Genomic DNA, 23135 nt, shown 5'->3' with positions numbered 1-23135 from the left:
ATGCGCGAGCAAGCTTCGTCGCGATCGGTCTCCCGCCTGGCCGCCGCCTGCGCCGTGGTCCTGGCGCTGTCGGCCACCGGTTGTTTCCGCAGCATCACCAGCACGCCCGGCGAGGCGCCCAACCTCGAGAAGTGGGTCGCCGAGGTCAAGGCGCGCCCGGCGCCGCCGCTGGATCCGCTGCCGGTGATGCAGCAGTTCGAGACGTTCGAATACGCCGCGCAAGACATGCGCGACCCGTTCAGCACCGCCTTCACCGACGAGGACACCAGCTCCGGCCCGCGTCCGGACAAGGTGCGCCGCAAGCAGCCGCTCGAAGCGTTCCCGCTCGACGGCCTGGACATGGTCGGCACCTTGGGCAGCGGCAAGAACGTCGTGGCGCTGGTGATGGCGCCGGACAAAGTGACTTATCGTGTTCGACCCGGTGCGTACATGGGGCAGAACGACGGTCGTGTGACCGGCGTGTCTGAGGAGCGCATCGACTTGGTGGAACTGGTGCCGGATGGCGCAGGCGGCTGGCTGGAACGTCCGGCTTCCGTGGCGCTGGAAGATCAATAAGGGGATTGCATGATGATCGTATTCAACGCCAACCGCATGCCGTCGGACCGACGCCCCATGGCATCCGGCGCCCGCATGGCCGCGCCCCGTCTGGCCGGGCTCGCGCTCGGTCTGCTGGCCGGCATCAGCGCGGTCAACGCCGCCGAACCGGTCGCCGCCGCGGCCAAGCCGGCCATGGCGCCGGCCCCCGCGGTCGCACCGACCCCGAGCTTTGACCCGGCCAAGCAACTGCCCGGCGCGATCGCGGTCGCCAACATCGACTTCAAGCGCGGCGACGGCGGCTCCGGCAAGCTGATCGTGCGCTTCAGCGGCGACGGCGCGGTCCCCGACATGCGCAGCCAGGGCTCGCAGGTGACCATCGACGTGGGCAACGCCAAGTTGCCGGCGGAGCTGCAGCGCCCGCTCAACGTCGCCGACTTCGCCACCCCGGTCCAGCGCATCGACGCGCGCGCCAGCGGCACCGGCTCGCAGCTGGTGCTCAACACCTCCGGCGCCTACGACACGATGGCCTACCAGACCGGCCGCGACTACATCGTCGAAGTCGTGCCGCGCAGCGCCGACGCGGGCAACCGCGCGGTCGGCGCCGCCGGCGCGAAGCCGGCGTCCAACGCCGCGCCGACCTCGGGCACGATCGGCGGCAGCAACGTCGCCGGCGTGCGCAGCTACTCCGGCCGCCCGGTGACCTTCAACTTCCAGGACGTGCCGGTGCGCACCGTGCTGCAGTTGGTCGCCGAGGAATCCAACCTCAACATCGTCGCCGCCGACACCGTGCAGGGCAATGTGACCCTGCGTCTGGTCAACGTGCCGTGGGATCAGGCGCTGGACATCGTCCTGCAGGCCAAGGGCTTGGACAAGCGCCGCAGCGGCAACGTGGTGTGGGTCGCGCCGCAGGCCGAAGTGGCCAAGTACGAGCAGGACCGCGAGGACGCGCGCATCGCGCTCGACAACCGCGTCGACCTGGTCACGGAGTACGTGCAGGTCAACTACCACAACGCCGCACAGATCTATAAGGCACTGACCGAGGCCAAGGGCATCGGCGGCAGCAGCGGTGGCGGCAACGGCAGCGGCGGCGGCACCAGCAACGAGAACGGCTTCCTCTCGCCGCGCGGACGCTTGGTGGCGGACGAGCGCACCAACACCCTGATGATCAGCGACATTCCGAAGAAAGTCGCGCAGATGAAGGAGTTGATCAAGGTCATCGACCGTCCGGTCGATCAGGTCCTGATCGAAGCCCGCATCGTCATCGCCACCGAAAGCTTCGCCCGCGATCTGGGCGCGCGTTTCGGCGTGTCGGGCCAGAAGGGCGACGTGATCACCAGCGGCACGCTGGACAGCATCAACAACTACCGCAACACCGCGGCCAAGAACGACCTGATCGGCAAGCAGTCGCGCGGCCTGATTCAGGACGCGGTCGACGCCGAAGCCCGCGGCGACATCGCCAAGGGCACCGCGTTGCGCGATCAGGCCCGCAACCTGCTGCAGACCATCACCAACCCGGCGTTCCTGTTCCCGGCCAGCCTCAACACCAATCTGGCCCGGGTGAATCCGGCCGGCGCGCTCGCCTTCACCATCCTGGGCAAGTACGTCAACCTGGATATGGAATTCACCGCGATGCAGACCGAAGGTCGCGGCGAAGTCGTGTCCAACCCGCGCGTGGTCACCAGCAACCAGCGCGAGGCGGTGATCAGCCAGGGTAAGGAAGTCGGCTACGTGACCATCGCCCCGCAGCAGGGCGGCAACAACATCCCGATCCCGAACGTCCAGTTCAAGGACGTGCTGATGGAGATGAAGGTCAACCCGACCATCACCAACGACGGCCGCGTGTTCCTGAACCTCGACGTCAAGAAGGACGAGATCGACGGTTACATCAACACCTCGATCGGCGACGTGCCGCAGATCAACAAGCGCAACATCAACACCGCGGTGCTGGTGGAAGACGGCCAGACCGTCGTGATCGGCGGCGTGTACGAGTTCAAGGACCGCACCGATCTGCAGAAGGTGCCGTTCCTGGCCGACATCCCGTTCCTCGGCAACCTGTTCAAGAAGAAGAGCCGCAGCAAGGACAAGGCCGAGCTGCTGATCTTCGTGACGCCGAAGGTGATGAAGGTCGCGCAGCGCTGACGCGCCGCGTGCCGCTGGAGAGGGCCTTCGGGCCCTCTTCGCGTTTGTGGGACCGTCGCGGCCGCCGCCCCGGATGGGCGCCGGCCGGCGGCGTATGCGGCCCGGCGCCGACGCCGCGGCCGCCGTGGAGCGCTCGCGGAACCTTTCGCCGACCTGTTAACGTCGGGCGCAGGCCGTCGAAATCGCGGGCAAAGCCGCCGCGTCGCGCCGCCCGTTGAACCTCGGGGCCGAACTTCGGTCAAAATCGCCCCGACCGCTGCAAGCCGTGCCCCGCACGCTTGCCCGTTTCGCCCGCAATGGATTCCGGATGGACAGCGCTACCGATCGCCCCCAACACCCCGTCGCCCCCGCCGATGTCGCCCGCCTGCACGACGCCTTCAAGCAGCTGCGCGACGCCCTCGCCGTCGAGATCGTCGGTCAGGCCGAACTGATCGAGCGCCTGCTGATCGCCCTGCTCGCCGACGGCCACTTGCTGGTCGAAGGCGCGCCCGGGCTGGCCAAGACCAGCGCCGTGCGCGCGCTGGCCGCGCGCCTGGAAGCCGATTTCGCCCGCGTCCAGTTCACCCCCGACCTGCTGCCAGCCGACCTCACCGGCACCGAGGTGTGGCGCCCGCAGGAAGGCCGCTTCGAATTCCAGGCCGGCCCGATCTTCCACCCGATCCTGCTTGCCGACGAAATCAACCGCGCGCCGGCCAAGGTGCAGTCGGCGCTGCTGGAAGCGATGGGCGAGCGCCAGGTCACCGTCGGCCGCGCCACCTACGCGCTGCCGCCGCTGTTCCTGGTGATGGCCACGCAGAACCCGATCGAGCAGGAGGGCACCTTCCCGCTGCCCGAGGCCCAGCTCGACCGGTTCCTCATGCACGTGCGCATCGGCTACCCCGAGGCCGCGGCCGAGGCCGAAATCCTGCGGCTGGCGCGCGAACGCGCGCGGCAGACGCTCAAGCCCGAACCCGCGCCGGTCGCGCGGATGCCGCTGGCCGACGTGTTCGCCGCGCGTTCGGCGGTGCTGGACCTGCACGTGGCGCCGGCGGTGGAGCGTTATCTGGTCGAAATCGTGCTGGCCTCGCGCGACGCCGCCCGCTACGACGCCGCGCTCGCCCGGCGCATCGCCTGGGGCGCGAGCCCGCGCGGCTCGATCGCGCTGGAGCGCTGCGCGCGCGCGCATGCGTGGCTGGCCGGCCGCGACTTCGTCACCCCCGACGACGTGCGCGCGATCGCACCGGACGTGCTGCGCCACCGCATCCTGCCGAGCTACGAGGCCACCGCCGAAGGCTGGGACGGCGACCGCCTGCTCGGCGAACTGCTCAAGAAGGTGCCGCTGCCTTGATCGTCGCATCGCGACGGTCGCACGCGGCAACGGACATGGGCTTCGGGACGGATCGATGAGCGAAGGAATCGCGCCGACGTTGGCGGAACTGGTGGCGCTGCGCGCCGCCGCGAGCGGCCGCCGCAGCGCCCGCCAAGGCCGCCACGGCGTCAGCGGGCAGGCGTTGTCGCCGCTGCGCGGGCGCGGCATGGAGTACGCCGAATCGCGCGAATACTCCAACGGCGACGACGCCCGCCACATCGACTGGCGGCTGACCGCGCGCACCGGCCGCGCCCACACCAAATTGTTCCAGGCTGAGCGCGAGCGCTTGAGCCTGATCGTCGCCGACACCGCGCCGGCGATGTACTTCGGCACCCGCGTGCGCTTCAAGTCGGTGCAGGCCGCGCGCGCCGGCGCGGTCGCGGCCTGGGCCGCGGCGCGCGACGGCGACCGCATCGCCGCGCTGCGCGGCAGCCTGCGCGAGCCGCCGGTGAATCCCGGCAGCGGCCCGCGCGGCGCGCTGCGCGTGCTTGACGCGATGGTGCGCTGGTACGCCCAGCCGCCGGCCGAGGACGCCGGGCTCGAGGTCGCCCTCGACCACGCCGCGCGCCTGCTGCGCCCCGGTTCGCGCATGGTGGTGCTGGCCGAACCCGGCAGCGTCGCGGCGTTGCCGCAGCGGCGCTGGGCGGTGCTGGCCCAGCACCACGAAGTGATCGTGCTGCTGCTGACCGACCCGATCGAAACCGCGCCGCCCGCCGCCGCGCTGCCCTTCAGCCGCGACGGCCAGCGCATCGAGCTGGACCTGGGCGCGCCGGCGCAGCGTCAGCGCTGGCACGCCAATTTCGTCGGCCCGGTCGAAGCGGCGCTGGAAAAACTGCCGGCGCGCGGCGTGCGCGTGCAGGCGCTGTCGACCGACGCGGCCAGCGAATCCTGGCTGCCGCTGCTGGGCCGCGCGCGGCCGCTGGTGGCGTGATGGCGGCGGGGCAACCGACCCTGGCCTTGCGCGACGTGCATCTGCCCGGCGCGCCGTCGTGGTGGCCGCTGGCGCCGGGCTGGTGGCTGGTCTTGGCGATCCTGGCCGCGGTCGGGCTGACGGCGTGGTGGTGGCAGCGCCGCCGCGCGCGCCGCCGGTGCGAGGCCGAGCGTCTGTTCGACGAAGCGCTGGCCGCCGCCACCACCCCGGCCGCGCAAGTCGCGGCGATCTCCGAACTGCTGCGCCGCGCCGGCCGCCGCCGCGACCGCGCCGCGGAAACGCTGAGCGGCAAGGCGTGGTTGGAATTCCTCGACCGCGGCAGCAAGCGCAGCGATTTCGCCGACGGTCCGGGCCGGTTGCTGCTGGAAGGCGGCTACCGGCGTCAGGTCGATCCGGCCCAGGCGCAGGCGCTGCGCGAACTGGCGCGGCGCCGTTTCCTGCAATGGATGGGCGTGCGCGCATGACCCGGCTCTTATGAACCTGTTGGCCGCGTTGTCCGCCGATTGGCGCGAGTTCCTGGCTTGGCCGTGGTGGCTGGCCGCGCTGCCGTTGCCCTTGCTCGCGCGCTGGCTGCTGCCGCCCGCGCGCGACGGCTCGGCCGCGTTGAAAGTCCCGTTCGGCGAGCGCCTCGACGCGGTCGCCGCGGCCGGCGGCCGCAGCCTGCGCGGCGGTGGCGCCGGTTGGCTGCTGTGGCTGGCCTGGGCCTTGCTGTGCGTGGCCGCGGCGCGGCCGCAGCAGCTCGGCGAGCCGGTCCGCCCGCCGCAGGTTGGCCGCGGCATGATGCTGGCGCTGGACCTGTCGGGCAGCATGAGCGAACCCGACATGACCCTGGGCCGCCGCACCGTCGACCGCCTGACCGCGGCCAAGGCGGTGCTGGCCGACTTCCTCGATCGCCGCGTCGGCGACCGCGTCGGCCTGGTCGTGTTCGGCAACCGCGCCTACGTGCTGGCGCCGCTGACCCTGGACCGCGACACCGTGCGCGACCAGCTCGGCAACAGCCTGGTCGGCCTGGCCGGGCAGGAAACCGCCATCGGCGAGGCCATCGGCCTGTCGGTTCGGCGCCTGCGCCAGCTGCCCGAACGCGAGCGCGTGCTGATCCTGCTCACCGACGGCGTCAACACGCCCGGCACGCCCGACCCGATGCGCGCCGCGCAGATCGCCCACGACGAAGGCGTGCGCATCCACACCATCGCCTTCGGCGGCGACGGCAGCGTGACCCTGTTCGGCGTGCGCCTGCCCGGCTCCGGCGGCGGCGCCGAGGTCGACGAACCGGCGCTGCGGCGCATCGCCGAACTCACCGGCGGGCGTTTCTTCCGCGCCCGCGACACCAGCCAGCTGGCCGGCATCTACGCCGAGATCGACCGGCTCGAACCGGTCAAGCGCGAAGGCAAGGCGGTGCGTCCGCGCATCGAGCGCTATCCGGTGCCGCTGGCCGGCGCGCTGGCGCTGGCCTTGCTCGCCTTCCTGTGGCCGCGACGGAGGACCGCATGAATCCCTCGTCCTGGTTCGAGCATCTGGCGCCGCTGATCTTCCTGCGTCCGCACTGGCTGTGGGCGTTGCTGGCGCTGCCGCTGCTGGGCGCGTGGTGGTGGCGCGGCCGCCGCCGCAGCGAGGTCTGGCGCGGCGCGGTCGACGCGCACCTGCTGCCGCATCTGCTCGACGCGGCGCCGGGCCGGCGCTCGCAGCTGTTCGTCGGCGCGGCCGCGCTGGGGTACGCGTTGGCGGTGCTGGCGCTGAGCGGGCCGAGCTGGTCGCAAGGCGAGCAGCCGCTGTGGCAGGGCAGCACGCCGATGGTGGTGGCGCTGGACCTGTCCAGCCGCACCCTCGCCGGCGACCTGCCGCCGAGCCGTCTGGCCCAGGCCAAGGCCAAGCTGGCCGAACTGCTGCGCCACCGCGCCGGCAGCGGCCAGACCGCGCTGGTGGTCTACGCCGACGACGCCTTCACCGTGTCGCCGCTGACCGACGACCCCGACAACGTGCGGGTGTTCCTCGACGCGTTGGCGCCGGACATCATGCCCGGCGACGGCCAGAACGCCGACCGCGCCATCGCCTGGTCGGCCAAGCTGCTGCATCAGGGCGGCTTCGACCGCGGCCGCATCGTGCTGATCACCGACCGCAGCGACAGCGCCGCCGACCGCGCCGCGGCCAAGGCCGCGAGCGACGGTTACTCGGTGTCGGTGCTGGGCCTGGGCAACGCCACCGGCGCCGCGTTCCAGCGGCCGGACGGACGCATCGTCAAGGTCAAGCTCGACGCCCCGTCGCTGGCCGAACTGGCCCGCGCCGGCGGCGGCCGCTACGTCCCGCTCAGCGCCGACGACAGCGACTTGCGCGCGCTCGACATCGGCCGCGCCGACAGCGCCGGCGGCGGCCTCGGCCAGGGCGAGAAGCGGCTCGCGCGCGACGACGACGGCTACTGGCTGCTGCCGCCGCTGTTGCTGCTCGCGCTGCTGGCGTTCCGCCGCCGCAGCGGCGGCGCCGCGCTGGCGGTGCTGCTGTTGTGCCTGGGCCTGCCGCTGGCGACCGCGCCGGCGCGGGCGCAGTCGCTGTGGCAGCGCGCCGACCAGGGCGCGCACCAACGCATCGTCGAAGGCAACGGCGCTTATCGCGCCGGCCAGTTCGAGCGCGCCGCCGAGCTCTACCAGCGCGGCCAAGGCGCCGACGCGCAATACAACCTCGGCAACGCGCTGGCGCGCCAGGGCCGCTATCCCGAAGCCATCGCCGCCTACGATCGCGCGCTCAAGCAGCAGCCGGGCATGGACGACGCGATCGCCAACAAGCGCGCGGTCGAGGAAGCGATGAAGCGGCGGCCGCCACAGAACCAGGACAGCAAGAATCAGCCCAAGCCGTCCTCGGGTTCGCAGCAGAACCAGGACCGGCAGCCGTCCCCGCCGCAACAGAACCCGCAGCAAAAGCCCGACGACAAGCCGCAGGATCGGCCGCAGAAGCCCGACCAGGACGGCCAGCAGAACCCGCAGAAAAAGCCCGCCGACGACCCCGAAGCGCAGCGCCGCGCCGATCAGGCTCAGCGCGAGCAGATGCAGCGCGAGCTCGAACGCCAGCGCGCGCAGCAGGGCAAGCCGCCGCCGGGCGAACGCGAGGCGGCGCGCACGCCGGCCCAGCGCGAGCGCCAGCAAGCCAACGACGCCTGGCTCAAGCGCGTGCCCGACGACCCCGGCAGCCTGCTGCGGGAGAGATTCAAGATCGAATACGCGCGCCGGCAGATGTCGGCGCTGGAAGGGGATTGAGGCCGATGCCGCGTTACTTGCTCAAACTCGTCGTGTGCGTGTTGCTGCTCGGCCTCAGCGCCGTCGCGTCGGCGCAAACGCGCGCGTGGCTGGACCGCACCAGCATCCGCGCCGGCGAGACGGTCACCTTGAACGTGGAGACCACCGCCAACGTCGCCCACGCGCCGGACTTCGCGCCGCTGGCGGCGAACTTCGAGACCGTCGGCACCAGCGAAGACACCCGCATCGAGCCCAGCGACCGCGGCTTGATCGCGCGCACCCGCTACAGCGTCCAGCTGCGGCCGCTGCGCAGCGGCCGCATCGGCATTCCCGCGCTCAACTTCGCCGGCGCGCGCACCCAGGCGCTGGAGTTGTTCGTCGAAGCCGCGCCGGCGCCGCCGCCGGATCAGCCGACCGGCACCGGCGATGTGTTCATCGACGCGGTGCCCGACGACAACAATCCCTACGTGCAGCAGGCGGTGGGTTGGGTGGTGCGGCTGTACGCCGCGAGCCAGGTGCTCGGCGGCAAGATCGATCAGGCCGTGCCCGACGGCGCTTCGCTGACCAAGATCGGCGACGACGTGCAGTACCAGCGCACGATCAACGGCCAGGTCTACACCGTGGTCGAACGCCGCTTCCTGCTGGTGCCCGAGCGCAGCGGCACCCTGACCATGCCGGCGGCGGTGTTCGAGGGCCGGGTCGGCACGACCTTGATCGAACAGCTCACCGGCTCCGGCGGCGACGCGCGCCGCGCGGTCAGCCGGGTGCGCGCGCTGCAGGTGCGGCCGGCGCCGGCCGACGCGCCGCAGCCGTGGCTGCCGCTGCGCAGCCTCACCCTGAGCTACCGTTCGACCCCGCAGCAATTGCGCGTGGGCAACTCGGCCAGCGTGATCGTCGAGGCCAGCGTCGACGGCGCGGGTCTGGCGCAGATGCCGGAACTGCAACTGCCGCCGATCGACGGCGTGCAGGTGTTCGCCGATCCGGTCCAGGCCGACGAGACCTTCGTCGGCGGCCGGCCGCGGGTGAAGCTGACCCGCAAGTTCTCGCTGGTGCCCTCGCGCGAAGGCGAGGTGCGCCTGGACGGCCTGCGCCTGGATTGGTGGGACGTGACCGCACGCGCCGCGCGCACCGCCAGCCTGCCGCCGCTGAGCTGGACCGTGGGCCGCGGCATCGGCGGCACCGGCTCGGCCGCGCCGGCCGCGAACCCGGCCGTGGCCGCGGCGCGCAACGACGCCGCCAACGCCGCCGCGACCGCGCCGGCCGAGGCCGACGCACCCGCCGCCGCGCCGGGCGCGGTGCACAAGGGCTGGGCGGTCGCCGCGGTGCTGTTCGCGCTGCTGTGGCTGGGCACGCTGGTGTGGGCGTTGCAGCTGCGCGCGCAGCGCGCCGCGATCGCGCCGGTCGCGGCCGCCGCCGGCGCCGCGCCGGGCCAGAGCGCGCCGGCCACGCTGAAGTTGAACCTGCCGGCGTTGCGCGAGCTGATCGACCGCGGCGATTTCGACCACATCGCCAGCGTGCTGCGCGGCCTCGCCACGCCGCCGGCGGCCGACGACGACGAACTGGTCGAACGCCTGCTCGATCCGGCCCAGCGCGACGCCGTGCAAGCCTTGCGCCGCGCGCGCTGGGGCAGCGGCGACGGCGTCGACGCGCGCAACCGCTTGCGCGCCGCGTTCGCGCAAGGGCCGCAGTGGCGGCAGAGCTCGGCGCAACGGCCTTCGGCGTTGCCGCCGCTGTATCCGCCGAAGAAATGATCGCGGCGCGGCTGCGGAGCCGCGTTGCCGGTCGAGCGGGCGCGACGAGGTTGCGGGGGCGGGCATGGCGGTTCCGACCGCCGCGGTCTTCAGAGGATTCGGCGGCTGCCGAGCGCGGCGCTCGCTAAGCGCGGCTTTCGGCAAGCGCCGCTCCCGGCAAGCGCGACGCTCGCTGACCACGCTGGCGATGCGCGGCCCGCACGGAGCCCCGACGTTCGCCCATCGCGGCACCGGCAGACGGCGACGGGTCAAAGCGGTTTTCGGCGAACGTCGCTCCCGGCAAGCGCGACGCTTCGCTGACCACGCTGGCGATGCGCGGCCCGCACGGAGCCCCGACGTTCGCCCATTGCGGCTCCGGCAGACGGCGACGGGCCAAAGCGGCTTTCGACGAACGTCGCTCCCGGCAAGCGCGACGCTCGCTGACCACGCTGGCGTGCGCGGCCCGCACGGAGCCTCGACGTTCGCTCATCGCGGCTCTGGCAGATGGCGACGAGCCAAGCGGCTTTCGGCGAACGTCGCTCCCGGCAAGCGCGACTCTCGCTGACCACGCGGGTAATGCGCGGCCCACACGAAGCTTCGACGCTCGCCCATCGCGGTTTCGGCGGATGGCGACGGGCCAAAACGGCCGGCGAGGGCGTCCGCCTCGCCGCGTCCACGCCGAATCGCCACGAACCCGTCGCCGCCGCTGCCGCGAACTGCCGCGCACTAGCGCAAAACCCGCTTCGACGCACGCCGCGGCGCCTCCAAACCCCACCGTCCGGGCGTTTTCGACCCCCTGGTGTATCCTGCCCGCTGTTTTGGCCGGGCCCGTAACGAGCGAATCCATGAGCGAAACCGCGAACGCGCGCAAGCCGCTGCCGCTGCACTGGAAAATGGCGATCGGCTTCCTCGCCGGCCTGGGCCTGGGCCTGATCGTCTATGCCGCCGGCATCGGCAGCGTGAGCTGGGCGCAACTGGGCGGCCAAGCCTGCGAAGCCGGCGCGACCGGCTGGCGCTGCGAATCGCTGCTCAAGCTGTTCACCGAAGTGATCACCGGCCCCGCCGGCGAAATCTTCCTGCGCCTGATCTTCATGCTGGTGATCCCGCTGCTGTTCTCGGCGCTGGTGATGGGCGTGAGCGAGATGGGCGACATCCGCTCGTTCGGCCGGGTCGGCTGGCGCACGCTGGGTTTGACCATCGTGATGTCGGGCCTGGCCGTGGTGCTGGGCCTGGTGATGGTCAACCTGTTCCAGCCCGGCGCCGGCATGGATCCGGCGCAGGCGCAGCAGTTGATGAGCGAAAACGCCGAGCGCGCGCAGAGCATCGTCAAGGGCAGCACCGACGCGCCCAAGGGCATCCAGATGCTGGTGTCGATCGTGCCCAGCAACGTGGTGCAAGCCGCGGCCGACGACGCGATCCTGGCGGTGATGTTCTTCGCCCTGATGATCGGCGTGGGCATGGTGCTGACCAAGTCCAAGGCGGTCGACACGCTGCGCGACGGCATCCAGGGCCTGTTCGAGATTTCGATGACCCTGATCGGGCTGGTCATCAAGCTGGCGCCGTACGCGGTGTTCTGCTTCATGTTCAACCTGTCCTCGCAGTTCGGCTGGGACCTGCTGTTCAAGCTGGCCAAGTACGTCGCGGTGGTGGTCTCGGCGCTGGCCATCCACATGTTCGTGACCTATTCGCTGGCGCTCAAATTCATCGGCGGGCGCTCGCCGATGGCGTTCTTCAAGGGCGCGCAGGAAGCGATGGTGCTGGCGTTCTCTACCGCTTCCAGCAACGCGACCCTGCCGACCGCGCTGCGCGTGGCCGACGAGCTCAAGCTGCCGCGGCGCATCTCGCGCTTCGTGCTGACCGTGGGCGCGACCGCCAACCAGAACGGCACCGCGCTGTTCGAGGGCGTGACGGTGATCTTCCTCGCCCAGTTCTTCGGCGTGGACCTGACCTTGGGCCAGCAGGTGATGGTGATGCTGGTGTGCATCCTCGGCGGCATCGGCACCGCCGGCGTCCCCTCGGGCTCGCTGCCGGTGGTGGCGATGATCTGCGCGATGGTCAAGGTGCCGCCGGAAGGCATCGGCCTGATCCTCGGCGTCAACCACTTCCTCGACATGTGCCGGACCACGCTCAACGTCACCGGCGACATCGCCATCGCCTCGATGGTGTCCCGCGGGGTGGAGGATCCGACGGCGGAGACGTTGGCGGATTGATCCGCCGGTTCCGAAAAGCCCGCCGTCCGGCGGGCTTTTTCGTTGTGGCGGGAGTGTCGCTGTCGCGTAAGCGCCCTGTAGGAGCGACGCGAGTCGCGACCAACCGACGCGTCGCAGCCCCGCCGGCACGATCCCGCAGCCGCAGATCCCCCGGCCCGTCGTTCTGGCGAAAGCCGGAATCCATAGGATTTTGCTGTCGCTACGAGCGAAGACAAGCAAGATCTAAAGCTTCCGTCCGCAAGCGGCCGGGTCACTTTCTTTGTCCAAAGCCACAAAGAAAGTAACCAAAGAAAGGGCTTTCCCCTGTTTTCGAATCAAGAGCCACTATGGCTCGCAGCAGCGCGGGGCCGCGCCATAAGGGGCATCCATGCCCCATGGCGCGCGTGCGCATCCTGCGCACGCCCTCCGGGGCCGCGGGGCGTGTGCTTTTCGTGGGGATGCGTCAAGGCAAACGGCGACAGCAGAACCTTGTGGGCTCCGGCTTTCGCCGGAATGCCGGGGAATATCTGCGGCTTCGGAGGGGGCGGCGGGGCTGCGTCGCTTCGGTTGGTCGCCACTCGCGTCGCTCCTACAGGGGCCTGCGTGCCGAATCTGCCGATTCGGGACGCGCGAGCCCGCTTCGGCGCCCTCGCGGCCGCCCGCTGAACGGGTTCGGGGCGACAGGGCCGTCCCGGGATGGGACAATGACGGCTCTTCGCCGGCCCGCCGCCCAGAACGGATCAGTGTCCGGGCCGGTTCTCCGCTCCGCCTCCCAGCCTCAGCCGCCCGAGCCCCATGACGACGCCCAGCCGCCGCGATCTTGCCAACGCCATCCGTTTCCTCGCCATCGACGCGGTGCAGGCCGCCAACTCCGGCCACCCCGGCATGCCGATGGGCATGGCCGACATCGCCGAAGTGCTGTGGAACGACTTCCTGAGCCACAACCCGGCCGATCCGAAGTGGTTCAACCGCGACCGCTTCATCCTCTCCAACGGCCACGGCTCGATGCTGCAGTACGCGCTGCTGCATCTGGCCGGTTACGACCTGCCGATCGAGGAGCTCAAGCGCTTCCGTCAGCTGCACTCCAAGACCCCGGGCCACCCGGAGAACTTCGAGACCGTGGGCGTGGAGACCACCACCGGCCCGCTCGGCCAGGGCCTGGCCAACGCGGTCGGCATGGCGCTGGCGGAGAAGATCCTGGCCCAGCGCTTCAATCGCGAAGGCCACACCGTCGTCGATCACCGCACCTGGGTGTTCCTGGGCGACGGCTGCCTGATGGAAGGCATCTCGCACGAAGTCGCGTCGCTGGCCGGCACCTGGGGTCTGGGCAAGCTGGTCGCGTTCTGGGACGACAACAAGATCTCCATCGACGGCAACACCGACGGCTGGTTCACCGACGACACCGCGGCGCGCTTCGAGGCCTACGGCTGGCGCGTGATCCGCAAGGTCAACGGCCAGGACCCGGTCGAGATCAAGACCGCGATCGAAACCGCGCTCAAGCACGGCGACAAGCCGACCCTGATCTGCTGCCGCACCACGATCGGCTTCGGTTCGCCCGCCAAGGCCGGCAAGGAGTCCTCGCACGGCGCGCCGCTGGGCAAGGACGAAGTCGCCGCGACCCGCGCCGCGCTGCAATGGCCGTACGCCGAATTCGAGATCCCGCAGGACATCTACGCCGGCTGGCGCAACCGCGACCACGCCGGCGCCCAGGCGCAGTGGCAGCAGGCCTTCGACGCCTACGCCGCGCAGTTCCCGGCCGAAGCCGCCGAACTGCAGCGCCGCATCGCCGGCGAGCTGCCGGCCGACTTCGCCGCCCAGGCCGACGCCTACATCGCCAAGCTGCAGGCCGACGGCCAGACCATCGCCTCGCGCAAGGCCTCGCAGATGGCGATCGAAACCTTCGCGCCGCTGCTGCCGGAACTGATCGGCGGCTCGGCCGATCTGGCGCATTCCAACCTGACCTTGTGGAAGGCCAGCAAGTCGGTCGCGAGCAACGATCCGAACGCGAACTACGTCTACTACGGCGTGCGCGAGTTCGGCATGAGCGCGATCAGCAACGGCTTGAACCTGCACGGCGGCTTCATTCCGTTCGACGCGACCTTCCTGGTGTTCAGCGACTACGCCCGCAACGCGGTGCGCATGAGCGCGCTGATGGGCGCGCACGTGATCCACGTCTACACCCACGACTCCATCGGCCTGGGCGAGGACGGCCCGACCCACCAGCCGATCGAACACCTCGCCAGCCTGCGCTACATCCCGCACAACGACGTGTGGCGCCCGTGCGACGCGGTCGAATCGACGGCGGCGTGGAAGGCGGCGATCACCCGCCTGGACGGTCCGAGCTGTCTGGTGTTCTCGCGCCAGAACCTGCCGCACCAGCCGCGCGATGCGCAGCAGGTCGAGCGGATCGAGCGCGGCGGCTACGTGCTGCGCGACAGCGACGGCGCGCCGGAGGTGATCCTGCTGGCGACCGGTTCGGAAGTCGGCCTCGCCACTCAGGCCGCCGATGCGCTGACCGCCGACGGCGTCAAGGTGCGCGTGGTGTCGATGCCCTCGACCGACGTGTTCGACCGTCAGCCGCTGGACTACCGCGAGTCGGTGCTGCCGAACGCGGTGCGCAAGCGTGTGGCCATCGAAGCCGGCGTCAGCGACTTCTGGCGCAAGTACGTCGGCCTGGACGGCGACGTGGTCGGCATCGACCGCTTCGGCGCCTCGGCTCCGGCCGAAGCGCTGTTCCCGTACTTCGGCTTCACCGTCGACCGCGTGGTCGCCACAGTCAAGAAGCTGGGCTGATCGGGTTTTGCATCGGCCGCCCCGCACGCGGGGCGGCGACCGAACGGGGACGCCAGGCGTCCCCGTTTTGTTATGGCGCCGATTCATTTTTGCGCGCGCTCTTAGTGTTCGGCTGCTGGGTCGTTCGTGGCGTCGCTGCCGTACGGCGCGTTCGGATCTCTCCCGGCGGCATCGGCGACCGGCGCGGCGCATGCGGCGGGTCCGACAGCGAATCCGGTATCGACGACGGCGTCGGCGCGGTGGCCGTATCGCTTGGTGGCGCGGCGCGAAACTCATCTGCGGCATCGAGCGTTCCGGCGGACGAGGGCGAGCCGTCCGGCGGCGTGCGAGGCCACGCGAGCGCGTAGGGCAGCGGTTTCAGTTCCCCGGTTCGTCGCTGCGTCCAGACCGCGTCCCAATAAGGGTAGTCGCCGGTTCGCTGCACCAATCCCGCGCGCCGGGGCTGCGCGACGAGGCGGCGCGCGGCCTCCAGCGGGTCTTCTTGTTCGCGCAAGGCTTCGCCGTGAAAGCCCGGCATCCACACATAGCCTTTCCGATTCAAAGCGCGGTTGACCGCACGCGCCGCGCGGCCTTTCATCGAAGCGACCACGCTTTCCAGGCGGATGCCTTCGCCGAGTTGGATCAGGCCGAGCCAGTGGTCCGGCATCAACACCCAACACAGCAACTGCGCGCCCAGCCATTTGTCCGGATCGACGATGGACGCCGCCGCGATGCGCGCGACATGGTCGCTGGCGAAGATGCGGCGGCGGCGGATGCAGGTGGCAGTGACCACGTGGATGCGCCGGGCGTCCGGGGGCGGGGTAGGCGTCGGATCGAGGCGGGCGTCGTGCGTCGGGTTCATGCCCGCAGCATCGCGGCTGCGGGCGAGGGCGGTTATCGGCCGTGGTCCGACACCGGCCTAGGGGAAATCCGCGCGCGGGCGTCGGAACGCGGCGCGCGCGCGATCGCGCGCGTCAGGCGGTCTCGCGCAAGGCCAGCGCGACCAGCCGCGCCTCGATCCGCTCGCCGAAACCGCGCGGCCGCTCCAATCCCATTCGCTGCATCGCTTCGGCATCGACGGCGCCGGACGAGAACAAAGCCTTGAGCACGGTGCGCGCCTTCGCGCCGTTGCCGGCGGTGTTCGCCTTGAGCCACGCCAAGGCTTTGACCAGTCGCTGCTCGACCGCGGTGAAGTCGCTGCCGAGCGGGTAGTCGGGCAGCGCGCCGGCCTTGCGCAGCGGCGCCAGCGCTTCGCTCAGCCGGCGCGGCGTGTTGCGGTCGCTGAGGCGGTAATGCGCGGACGGCAGTTTGCCGCTGCGCATCGCCGCCTGCAGCAGCGGGAACTGGTGGCCGGCCGCGGCCACGCCGGCCATCGCCAGGATGCAGTCTTCGTCGGTCTTGCCGCGCAAGTCGGCGATGCCGTACTCGGTGACGTAGACGTCGCGCAGATGGCGCGGGATCGTCGTCTGCGCGTAGTTCCACACCACGTTGGAACGGGTTTCGCCGCCGCTGTCGCGAGTGGCGCGCAGCATCAGCGCCGAGCGCGCGTCGGGCAGGGCATGGGCCATCGCGACGAAGTTGTATTGCCCGCCCACGCCGGACACCACGCGCCCGTCGTCGAGCGTGTCGGAGACCGCCGCGCCGAGCGCGGTGGCCATCATGCAGCTGTTGAAGAAGCGCGCGTCGCGGCGTTGCAGGCGTTCCAGCGTTTCGTTGCCGCCGTAGAGTTCGTTGACCTCGCTGATGCGGCGCATGCTGATGCCGCGGCGCTCGTGCTCGGGCATGTCGCGCAGCCAGTCGTAGAAGTCCTGCGAGCCCAGATAGAAGCCGCCTTGCAGGTACTCGCCTTCGCGCTCGAGCCGCTCCAGGTCGGCCGCGTCGGCGCGCCCCTCGTGCAGGCGGCGCATGAAGTCGAGATCGTCGATCACCTTGCGCTTGATGACGCCGACTTCGACGAGGCGGCGGAAGCCTTCGTTGAGCATTTCGCTGCAGCCAAAAAGCCCGACGCCAAACGGACCGAGCGGCGCCATTGGCGCCTTCGCGTTACGGGTGCCGGAGAGGTCAACTTCACCCGAAGCGACATCTTGCCGCGGCGAAATTCCCGCATCCCTCGACTCCCCGCCCTGCGCGTACCCCAACGCCCCCAACACCCGCCAATACGCCGCATTGTCCGTATGCCGCAACACCAGCGCATGGCAAAGCGCATCCGCCAACGTCCCGATCCCGATCTGCAAGGTCCCGCCGTCGCGCACCAAGGTGCTGGCATGGAACCCGATCGCGTAATCCGCGTCGCTCACCGGTTGCCGCGGCAAGCCGAACAACTTCGGATACGGACCCGGCGGCGTCACCACCGCGTCGAAGAACGATGCGTCCACCGCCGCGCTGCCGCCGAGCCACGGCAGCAGCGGATCGACTTCGGCGATCAGCACCGGCCGTGGCAAGCCGCGCGCGACGATGGCGTCGATCGCGTCGAAAGTCAGGTCGGTATTGCACGACAGCGACAAGCGGCCGCTGCCGGCCGGATCCGGCGCGACCTTCTGCACCACCGCGTTGACCCCGCGGTCGGCCAGCGCGCGGGCGACGTGGGTGTAGTTGAGGCTGGCGTAACGGCGCTGCGCCGCCTGCGCGTTGAGCAGCGCGCCCGATTGCAGATAGAACTCCTCGACTTCCATATGCGCCGGCAACGCGTTGCGCTTGAGCGCCTGCACGTAGGCCAGCCGCGGATAGTCGTCGCCGAAATGGCGCTGCGCGAACGGGCGCAGGAACCGCGCCTCCAAGCCCTTGCCGGCGCCGGGCGGATCCAGCGACAGCGCGGTGTACAGATGCAGGCGCCGCGAGGGCTCGCGCTCGGCGCGCTCGTACAGCGCGTTGAGCAGGCGGTGCGGCTTGCCCAGGCCGAGCGGCGCGCCGACGTGCAGCGGGCCGTCGACGCGTCGGTAGAGAAACTCGACGGCGTCGGCGAGGGACTGGAACGGCTGGGTTTCGCGGGCGGACTCGGTCATCGCCCGAGTATGGCATCGGGCCCGTCAAGGCGATGAGGGCGGGTGGGAGCGGGGTGGGAGATAGCGGATAGAAGATAGGAGATAGCAAAAGCCCGGTTTCTCGCTATCTCCTATCTTCTATTCGCTATCTTCTGCGCGCCTCACCCCACCCGATGCACATCCTCCGCAATCCGCCGCACTTCCTCGGGATAATGGCTGACGTAGATCATCGGCAAGCCGCTCTCGTCGCGCACGCGCTGCAGATACGGCAGCAACTCGTCGCGGCGGTTCATGTCGAGCATCGACAGCGGTTCGTCCAGCAGCAGGATGCGCGGCTGCGACAGCAGCGCGCGGCCGAGGGCGACGCGCTGCGTTTCGCCGCCCGATAAGCCCGCGGTGCCGCGCGCGAGCAGATGCTCGATGCCGAGCAGTTCGACGATGTCGGCCAACTCGAAGCGGCGTTCGCGCGCGGCCGCTCCGCGCAGGCCGTAGAGCAGGTTGGCGCGCACGTCCAGGTGCGGGAACAGGCGCGCGTCCTGGAACACGTAGCCGATGCGGCGGCGGTGCGCGGGCAGGTCGATGCGGCGGTCGCGGTCGAACAAGGTGTCGCCGGCGACGACGATGCGTCCGCGCGTGGGCCGCAGCAGGCCGGCGATGGCGTGCAGCAGCGAGGTCTTGCCCGCGCCGGAGTCGCCGACCACGGCGACCACGCGCGATGGGCTGCGGATCGCGAACGCGCGCCGGAACGAGCCGCGGCTCAGTTCGATGTCGATGTCGAAACCGGCGCTCGCCGCGTTCATCGCTGCGTTCCCGCGCGTTGGCGCTGCACCAGCCATTCGGACACGAACACCGCGGCGAACGACAGCGCGACCGCGACCAGGGCCAGGCGCAGCACGCCGGATTCGGCGCCGGGCGTTTGCATCAAGCCCCAGATCGCCGACGACAAGGTCTGGGTTTCGCCGGCGATGTTGGACACGAAGGTGATCGTGGCGCCGAATTCGCCCAGCGCCTTGGCGAAGCACAGCACCGCGCCGGCCAACAGCCCGGGCCAGGCCAGCGGCAGCGTCACTCCGAAAAACACCCGCCACGGGTTGGCGCCGAGCGTGGCGGCGGCTTGTTCCAGGCGTGGGTCCACCGCCTCGATCGACAGCCGGATCGCGCGCACCATCAGCGGGAAGCCCATGATCGCGCTGGCCAGCGCCGCGCCGGTCCAGCGGAACGCGAACACGATTCCGAAGTGCTCGGACAGAAAACGCCCGATCGGCCCCTGCGCGCCGAAGCCGATCAGCAGCGCGTAGCCGGTGACCACCGGCGGCAACACCAGCGGCAAGTACATCAGCGTGTCGACCAGCAGCTTGCCGGGAAAGCGCGTGCGCGCCAGCAGCCAGCCGACCGCGACGCCGAACGGCAGGCTGCAGACGGTGGCGGCGGCGGCGACTTTCAGGCTGAGCGCGATCGCGGTCAGCTCGGCGTCGCTGAAGCCGGCGAATCCAGCGCTCATTTGGGTCCGGCGCTCATTCGGTTCCGGCGTTCATTCGGGTTCGACGCTCATTCGGATCGCGCGCGCATCGGACCGCGGCGCGGCTCACGGCAGCGGCGCGAAGCCGTGACGGCGGAAGATCGCCGCGGCCTGCTTGCCGCGCAGCCATTGCGCGAACCCGGCCGCGCCCGGGGCGGCGCTGGCCTTGACCACGGCCACGGGATAGACGATCGGCGCGTGGCTGTCGGCGGGGAAGGTCGCCAGCACCCGCACCTTGGGTTCGGCTTGCGCGTCGCTGCCGTAGACCACGCCCAGCGGCGCTTCGCCGCGCGCGACCAGCATCAGCGCGGCGCGCACGTTCTCGCCTTCGGCCACGCGCGGCTGCAGTTGCTCCCACACGCCAAGTTTCTCGAACGCGGCGCGCGCGTACTTGCCGGCCGGCACGCTCGCGGTCAGCGCCAGCGCGAGGCGGCCGTCGCCGAGCAGCGGGCGCAGATCGACGCCGGGCTTGAGCGCGAGCGGCTTGGCCTGGCTGTCCTTCGGCGCGATCAGCACCAAGGTGTTGCCGAGCACGTTGCGGCGGGTGGCGTCGACGAGCAACTGGCGCTGCTGCAGGTAATCCATCCAGTCCAAGTCGGCGGAGAAGAACAGATCCGCCGGCGCGCCCTGTTCGATCTGCCGCGCCAGCGCGGAGCTGGCGGCGTAGGAGGCGCGCACCGGCTGGCCGGTCTGCTTCTCGTAGGCCGCAGCGGCTTCGTCGAGCGATTCCTTGAGGCTGGCGGCGGCGAACACCGTGAGCGGCGTTTTCTGCGCCTGCGCCGGCGCGGCGGTGGCGGCGAGGGCGAAACCGAGAGCGCACAGAGCGCCGAGGACGCGGCGGCGGAGGTTCATGGGCGGAGCCGGCGTGGAGAGGGGTTCAGAGTAACCCGGGAGTGGGACGGGAATGCGTCGCCCGGGCGGTTTCGCGGGCGGGACGGTCGATCTCAAATCGCCGCGGTCCGGGCGAAAAGCGTCGGATCGGAAAGTCTGTCTGGATGAAGCCCTGGGTTCCCGCGTTCGCGGGAACGACGGCCGGGTGGGAGGCGCGGCCAGCGTTGTTGGGCGGGCAGGGCGGTCGAACGGATTGCGATCGAACGGATTCCGTTCGGGCGGATTGGGTTCAAGTGGATTCCGTCGCGCCTCTTCCAGTACGTCATCCCCGCGCAGGCGGGGATCCAGAGACTTCAGCGCGATGCTTCGATAAAGCGCCTCAAACCTCCGCGTCGCTCACCCGGATCGATTCCACCTGCCGCACCCACCGCGCCGGCCGCGATTCGCCCGGCACGATCAAGCGCCACGGGCCGTCCTCGGCCGGCAGTTCGGCGCCGTTGCAGCGGCGGGTCAGCACCACCGGGCGGTTGCCCAGGCTCGGGTCGAGTTCGCCGAGCGAGAACGCGGCGCGGTAGCCGTCGCGGGCGCGCACCTGGGCCATGCGCGAGAGCTGCGCGCCGCGCAGCGGTTCGGCCGGCATCGCGCCGCTGGCGCGCAGCAGGTCGACCAGGGCCACGCCTTCGCAGGCCAGCTTGCGGCCGTGCGCCATGCCTTCGGCCTTCACCTGCGGCAGCTTGGCCAGCACCGCTTCGTCCAGCTTCACTTCCACCGCGCCGGGCGGCACCGCCGCGGCGTCGCCGCGCTTGTGCGGCGCGCCGTCGTGCTTGTGCGCTTGCGCGGCGAAGCAGGCGCCCAACAACAGCAGCGGCAGGACGAACGATCGGCGGTCGATGCGGCGCATGCGGTTCCTCACAGTTGATCGAGCGGCAGTTTCAGATAGCGCACGCCGTTGGCCTCCGGCTCCGGCAGCGCGCCGCCGCGCAGGTTGACCTGCAACGCCGGCAGGATCAACGCCGGCACCGCGAGGGTGCGGTCGCGCGCTTCGCGCAGGCCGACGAACTCGGCCTCGGCGGTGTCGGCGCGCACGTGCGCGTTGGCGTGTTTCTGCGCGCCGATGCTGGTCTCGCAGGCCGGCTCGCGCCCGTCCTTGCCGTAGTCGTGGCAGACGAACACGCGGGTGGCCTCGGGCAGGCGGTACAGGCGCTGGATCGATTGGTACAGCATCGCCGCGTCGCCGCCGGGGAAATCGCAGCGGGCGGTGCCGCTGTCGGGCATGAACAGCGAATCGCCGACGAACAGCGCGTCGCCGATCAGATAAGCGAGGCTGTCCTGGGTGTGGCCCGGCACCGGGATCGCGCGCGCCGGCAGCGCGCCGAGCGCGAACTCCTCGTCGTCGTCGAACAGATGATCGAACGCGCCGTCGTCGCCGTCGGGCAGGCCGAACAGCGGCGCGAATACGCGCCGCACCTCATTGATGCGGCGGCCGATCGCCAGCCGCGGTGCGCCGCCGGTCTGGGCCTGCAAGCGTTCGCGCAGCGCGTGGGCGCCGCTGAGGTGATCGGCGTGGGCGTGGGTTTCCAGCAGCCAGTCGATGCGCAGGCCGTCGGCGGCGGCGCGCGCGAGCAGCGCGGCCGCGCTGTCCAGGCCGGTGCGGCCGGAGCGCGCGTCGAAGTCCAGCACCGGGTCGACGATGGCGGCCGCGCGGGTCGACGGATCGGCGACCAGATAGCTCCAGGTGCCGGTGTCGCGGTGATGGAAAGCGCTGACCTGCGGCGCGGCGATGGCGTTGGGGCCCGGCGGCATGGCGGCGGCTCTCTGTGCGGCGAGGCCCGCGCGGCGCGCGCCGCGAGGGCCGGGGCGGCGCAGCGCGCCGCGGCGGTCAGCGGCCCGGCGCCAGCGCGGCGTCGAGCACTTTGGCCAGGTGTTCGCCGCCCAGGCGCAGCTGGGTCTCGGCCAGCGGCCGCCAGGTGGCGACGTAGTCCGGGGCCAGCTTGTGGGTGGGCGGGTAGAAGCCCGGCTGCCGCACCAGTTTGCACGATTCCTCGGCCCAGTCGGCGGCCGGCGGCGGCAGGCCGACGGCGCTGACCGCGGGCACGTCGATGCGCTGCAGCTTGGCCAGATACTTCTCGTCGCCGAGCTTGCTCATGCTCAGCATGCCGCTGTCCCACAGCGAGTGCAGGTTGGCGCCGTAGCCGCCGGGGCGCTCGGGCTGGCCGGGAATGGCGAGCTGGAAGTCGTTGCCGCCCTTGTCGCGGGCGTAGCCGGCGTGCAGCGGCTGGTGCACGTCGCCGACGATGTGCACGACGAACTTCAGCGCCTGCAAACGCTCGGCCTGGGATTTGCTGCGGTCGGCCAGGATCGCGGTCTGCGCGACGATGGCGCCGACCGCGCAATTGCCGCCGGGGCAATCGCGGGCGGCGTCGTAATGGCAGTCGCCGTCCTCGGGCAGGTTGACGTAATGCCACTTGGCGCTGCGCTTGCCCAGGTCGGGGTCGTTGGCGCGCAGTTCGTCGGCCCAGTTGGCGATGCCGGGCAGGCTCGGGTCGGGCTCGCCGGCGAGCAGCTTGGTCGCTTCGGCGCGCGCGGCGGGCGACATTTCGGCCCAGGCCAGTTCGGCGACGAGGCGGTGGCCTTGCGGGCCCCAGGCCAAAGCCGGCAGCGGCAGGGCGAGCGCGAGGGCGGCGGCGCCGAGCAAGCGGCGGGCGGAAGCGGACGTACGGGGTTCGGTCATGGCGCGCACTGTACCGGAGCGCGCGGGCGGCGCCGCTGTCCGAAGCTGGCGGTGCGGCGGACGGCGGCGGTTCGGGACGCGCGCGTCGGACCTCGCGCGCAAGCCGGCTTTCGCCGACTCGCCCGTCGTCGTGGCCGACCCGCCGGCAACGCCTCCATAAAAACGAAGGCCGCGCCCGGCGAACCGGCGCGGCCCCGTGTCGC

The 23135-nt window shown here is 71.1% G+C and carries 18 protein-coding genes; 10 read left to right on the top strand and 8 right to left on the bottom strand.

The window, feature by feature from the left end; genetic code table 11:
* From J5226_RS24805 to tkt, 10 genes are all read left to right on the top strand, one after another.
* Window positions 1-555, top strand: coding sequence for a pilus assembly protein PilP (locus J5226_RS24805; RefSeq protein ID WP_215837748.1), 555 nt, complete (start codon window positions 1-3; stop codon window positions 553-555).
* Window positions 556-729: 174 nt separating this feature from the next.
* Entirely contained in the window at window positions 730-2676 is a 1947-nt protein-coding gene (gene pilQ / locus J5226_RS24800; RefSeq protein WP_215840566.1) for a type IV pilus secretin PilQ, read from the top strand.
* A 307-nt stretch (window positions 2677-2983) separates the two neighbouring features.
* Window positions 2984-4003 carry a MoxR family ATPase gene (locus tag J5226_RS24795; RefSeq protein ID WP_215837747.1) on the top strand — a complete coding sequence of 340 codons (1020 nt, stop codon included), beginning with the start codon at window positions 2984-2986 and terminating at the stop codon, window positions 4001-4003.
* 55 nt (window positions 4004-4058) lie between these two features.
* Window positions 4059-4955 (top strand): DUF58 domain-containing protein, encoded by an 897-nt coding sequence (locus tag J5226_RS24790; protein WP_215837746.1) that lies wholly within the window; start codon window positions 4059-4061, stop codon window positions 4953-4955.
* Window positions 4955-5419 carry a DUF4381 domain-containing protein gene (locus J5226_RS24785; RefSeq protein ID WP_215837745.1) on the top strand — a complete coding sequence of 155 codons (465 nt, stop codon included), beginning with the start codon at window positions 4955-4957 and terminating at the stop codon, window positions 5417-5419. Before J5226_RS24790 ends, J5226_RS24785 begins: the two co-directional genes overlap by 1 nt.
* Before the next feature lie 10 nt (window positions 5420-5429).
* Window positions 5430-6446 carry a VWA domain-containing protein gene (locus J5226_RS24780; RefSeq protein WP_215837744.1) on the top strand — a complete coding sequence of 339 codons (1017 nt, stop codon included), beginning with the start codon at window positions 5430-5432 and terminating at the stop codon, window positions 6444-6446.
* Window positions 6443-8200 (top strand): VWA domain-containing protein, encoded by a 1758-nt coding sequence (locus tag J5226_RS24775; RefSeq protein WP_215837743.1) that lies wholly within the window; start codon window positions 6443-6445, stop codon window positions 8198-8200. The genes J5226_RS24780 and J5226_RS24775 overlap by 4 nt, the downstream gene beginning before the upstream one ends.
* Before the next feature lie 5 nt (window positions 8201-8205).
* Complete coding sequence (locus J5226_RS24770; protein WP_215837742.1) at window positions 8206-9930, top strand: BatD family protein; 1725 nt, start codon at window positions 8206-8208, stop codon at window positions 9928-9930.
* Between the two features lie 824 nt (window positions 9931-10754).
* Window positions 10755-12119: a dicarboxylate/amino acid:cation symporter gene (locus J5226_RS24765; RefSeq protein WP_215837741.1), complete on the top strand. Its 1365-nt coding sequence runs from the start codon at window positions 10755-10757 to the stop codon at window positions 12117-12119.
* Between the two features lie 774 nt (window positions 12120-12893).
* On the top strand, window positions 12894-14891 hold the full coding sequence (tkt, locus tag J5226_RS24760) for a transketolase (RefSeq protein WP_215837740.1): 1998 nt from the start codon (window positions 12894-12896) through the stop codon (window positions 14889-14891).
* Between the two features lie 70 nt (window positions 14892-14961).
* On the opposite strand, the gene J5226_RS25540 is transcribed toward tkt, so the two are convergent.
* From J5226_RS25540 to J5226_RS24720, 8 genes are all read right to left on the bottom strand, one after another.
* Complete coding sequence (locus tag J5226_RS25540) at window positions 14962-15732, bottom strand: transposase (protein WP_255322935.1); 771 nt, start codon at window positions 15730-15732, stop codon at window positions 14962-14964.
* Window positions 15733-15844: 112 nt separating this feature from the next.
* On the bottom strand, window positions 15845-17872 hold the full coding sequence (locus tag J5226_RS24750) for an acetyl-CoA hydrolase/transferase C-terminal domain-containing protein (RefSeq protein WP_215837739.1): 2028 nt from the start codon (window positions 17870-17872) through the stop codon (window positions 15845-15847).
* A gap of 140 nt (window positions 17873-18012) precedes the next feature.
* A complete protein-coding gene (locus J5226_RS24745) occupies window positions 18013-18651 on the bottom strand; it encodes an ATP-binding cassette domain-containing protein (protein ID WP_215837738.1) in 639 nt (212 codons plus the stop codon).
* Complete coding sequence (gene modB, locus J5226_RS24740) at window positions 18648-19352, bottom strand: molybdate ABC transporter permease subunit (protein ID WP_215837737.1); 705 nt, start codon at window positions 19350-19352, stop codon at window positions 18648-18650. The genes J5226_RS24745 and modB overlap by 4 nt, the downstream gene beginning before the upstream one ends.
* A gap of 84 nt (window positions 19353-19436) precedes the next feature.
* Complete coding sequence (gene modA, locus J5226_RS24735) at window positions 19437-20222, bottom strand: molybdate ABC transporter substrate-binding protein (protein ID WP_215837736.1); 786 nt, start codon at window positions 20220-20222, stop codon at window positions 19437-19439.
* 358 nt (window positions 20223-20580) lie between these two features.
* Window positions 20581-21102, bottom strand: a complete 522-nt coding sequence (locus J5226_RS24730; protein ID WP_215837735.1) for a molybdopterin-dependent oxidoreductase — start codon at window positions 21100-21102, stop codon at window positions 20581-20583.
* A gap of 8 nt (window positions 21103-21110) precedes the next feature.
* Window positions 21111-22004, bottom strand: a complete 894-nt coding sequence (locus tag J5226_RS24725) for an MBL fold metallo-hydrolase (protein WP_215837734.1) — start codon at window positions 22002-22004, stop codon at window positions 21111-21113.
* A gap of 76 nt (window positions 22005-22080) precedes the next feature.
* A complete protein-coding gene (locus J5226_RS24720) occupies window positions 22081-22932 on the bottom strand; it encodes a S1/P1 nuclease (RefSeq protein ID WP_215837733.1) in 852 nt (283 codons plus the stop codon).
* Window positions 22933-23135: the final 203 nt, after the last annotated feature.

This window comes from Lysobacter sp. K5869 (assembly GCF_018847975.1).
Classification (GTDB): Bacteria; Pseudomonadota; Gammaproteobacteria; order Xanthomonadales; family Xanthomonadaceae; genus Lysobacter.
The sequence above is the reverse complement of the archived record's forward strand: the minus strand, read 5'-3'. Positions and strand labels throughout refer to the sequence as shown.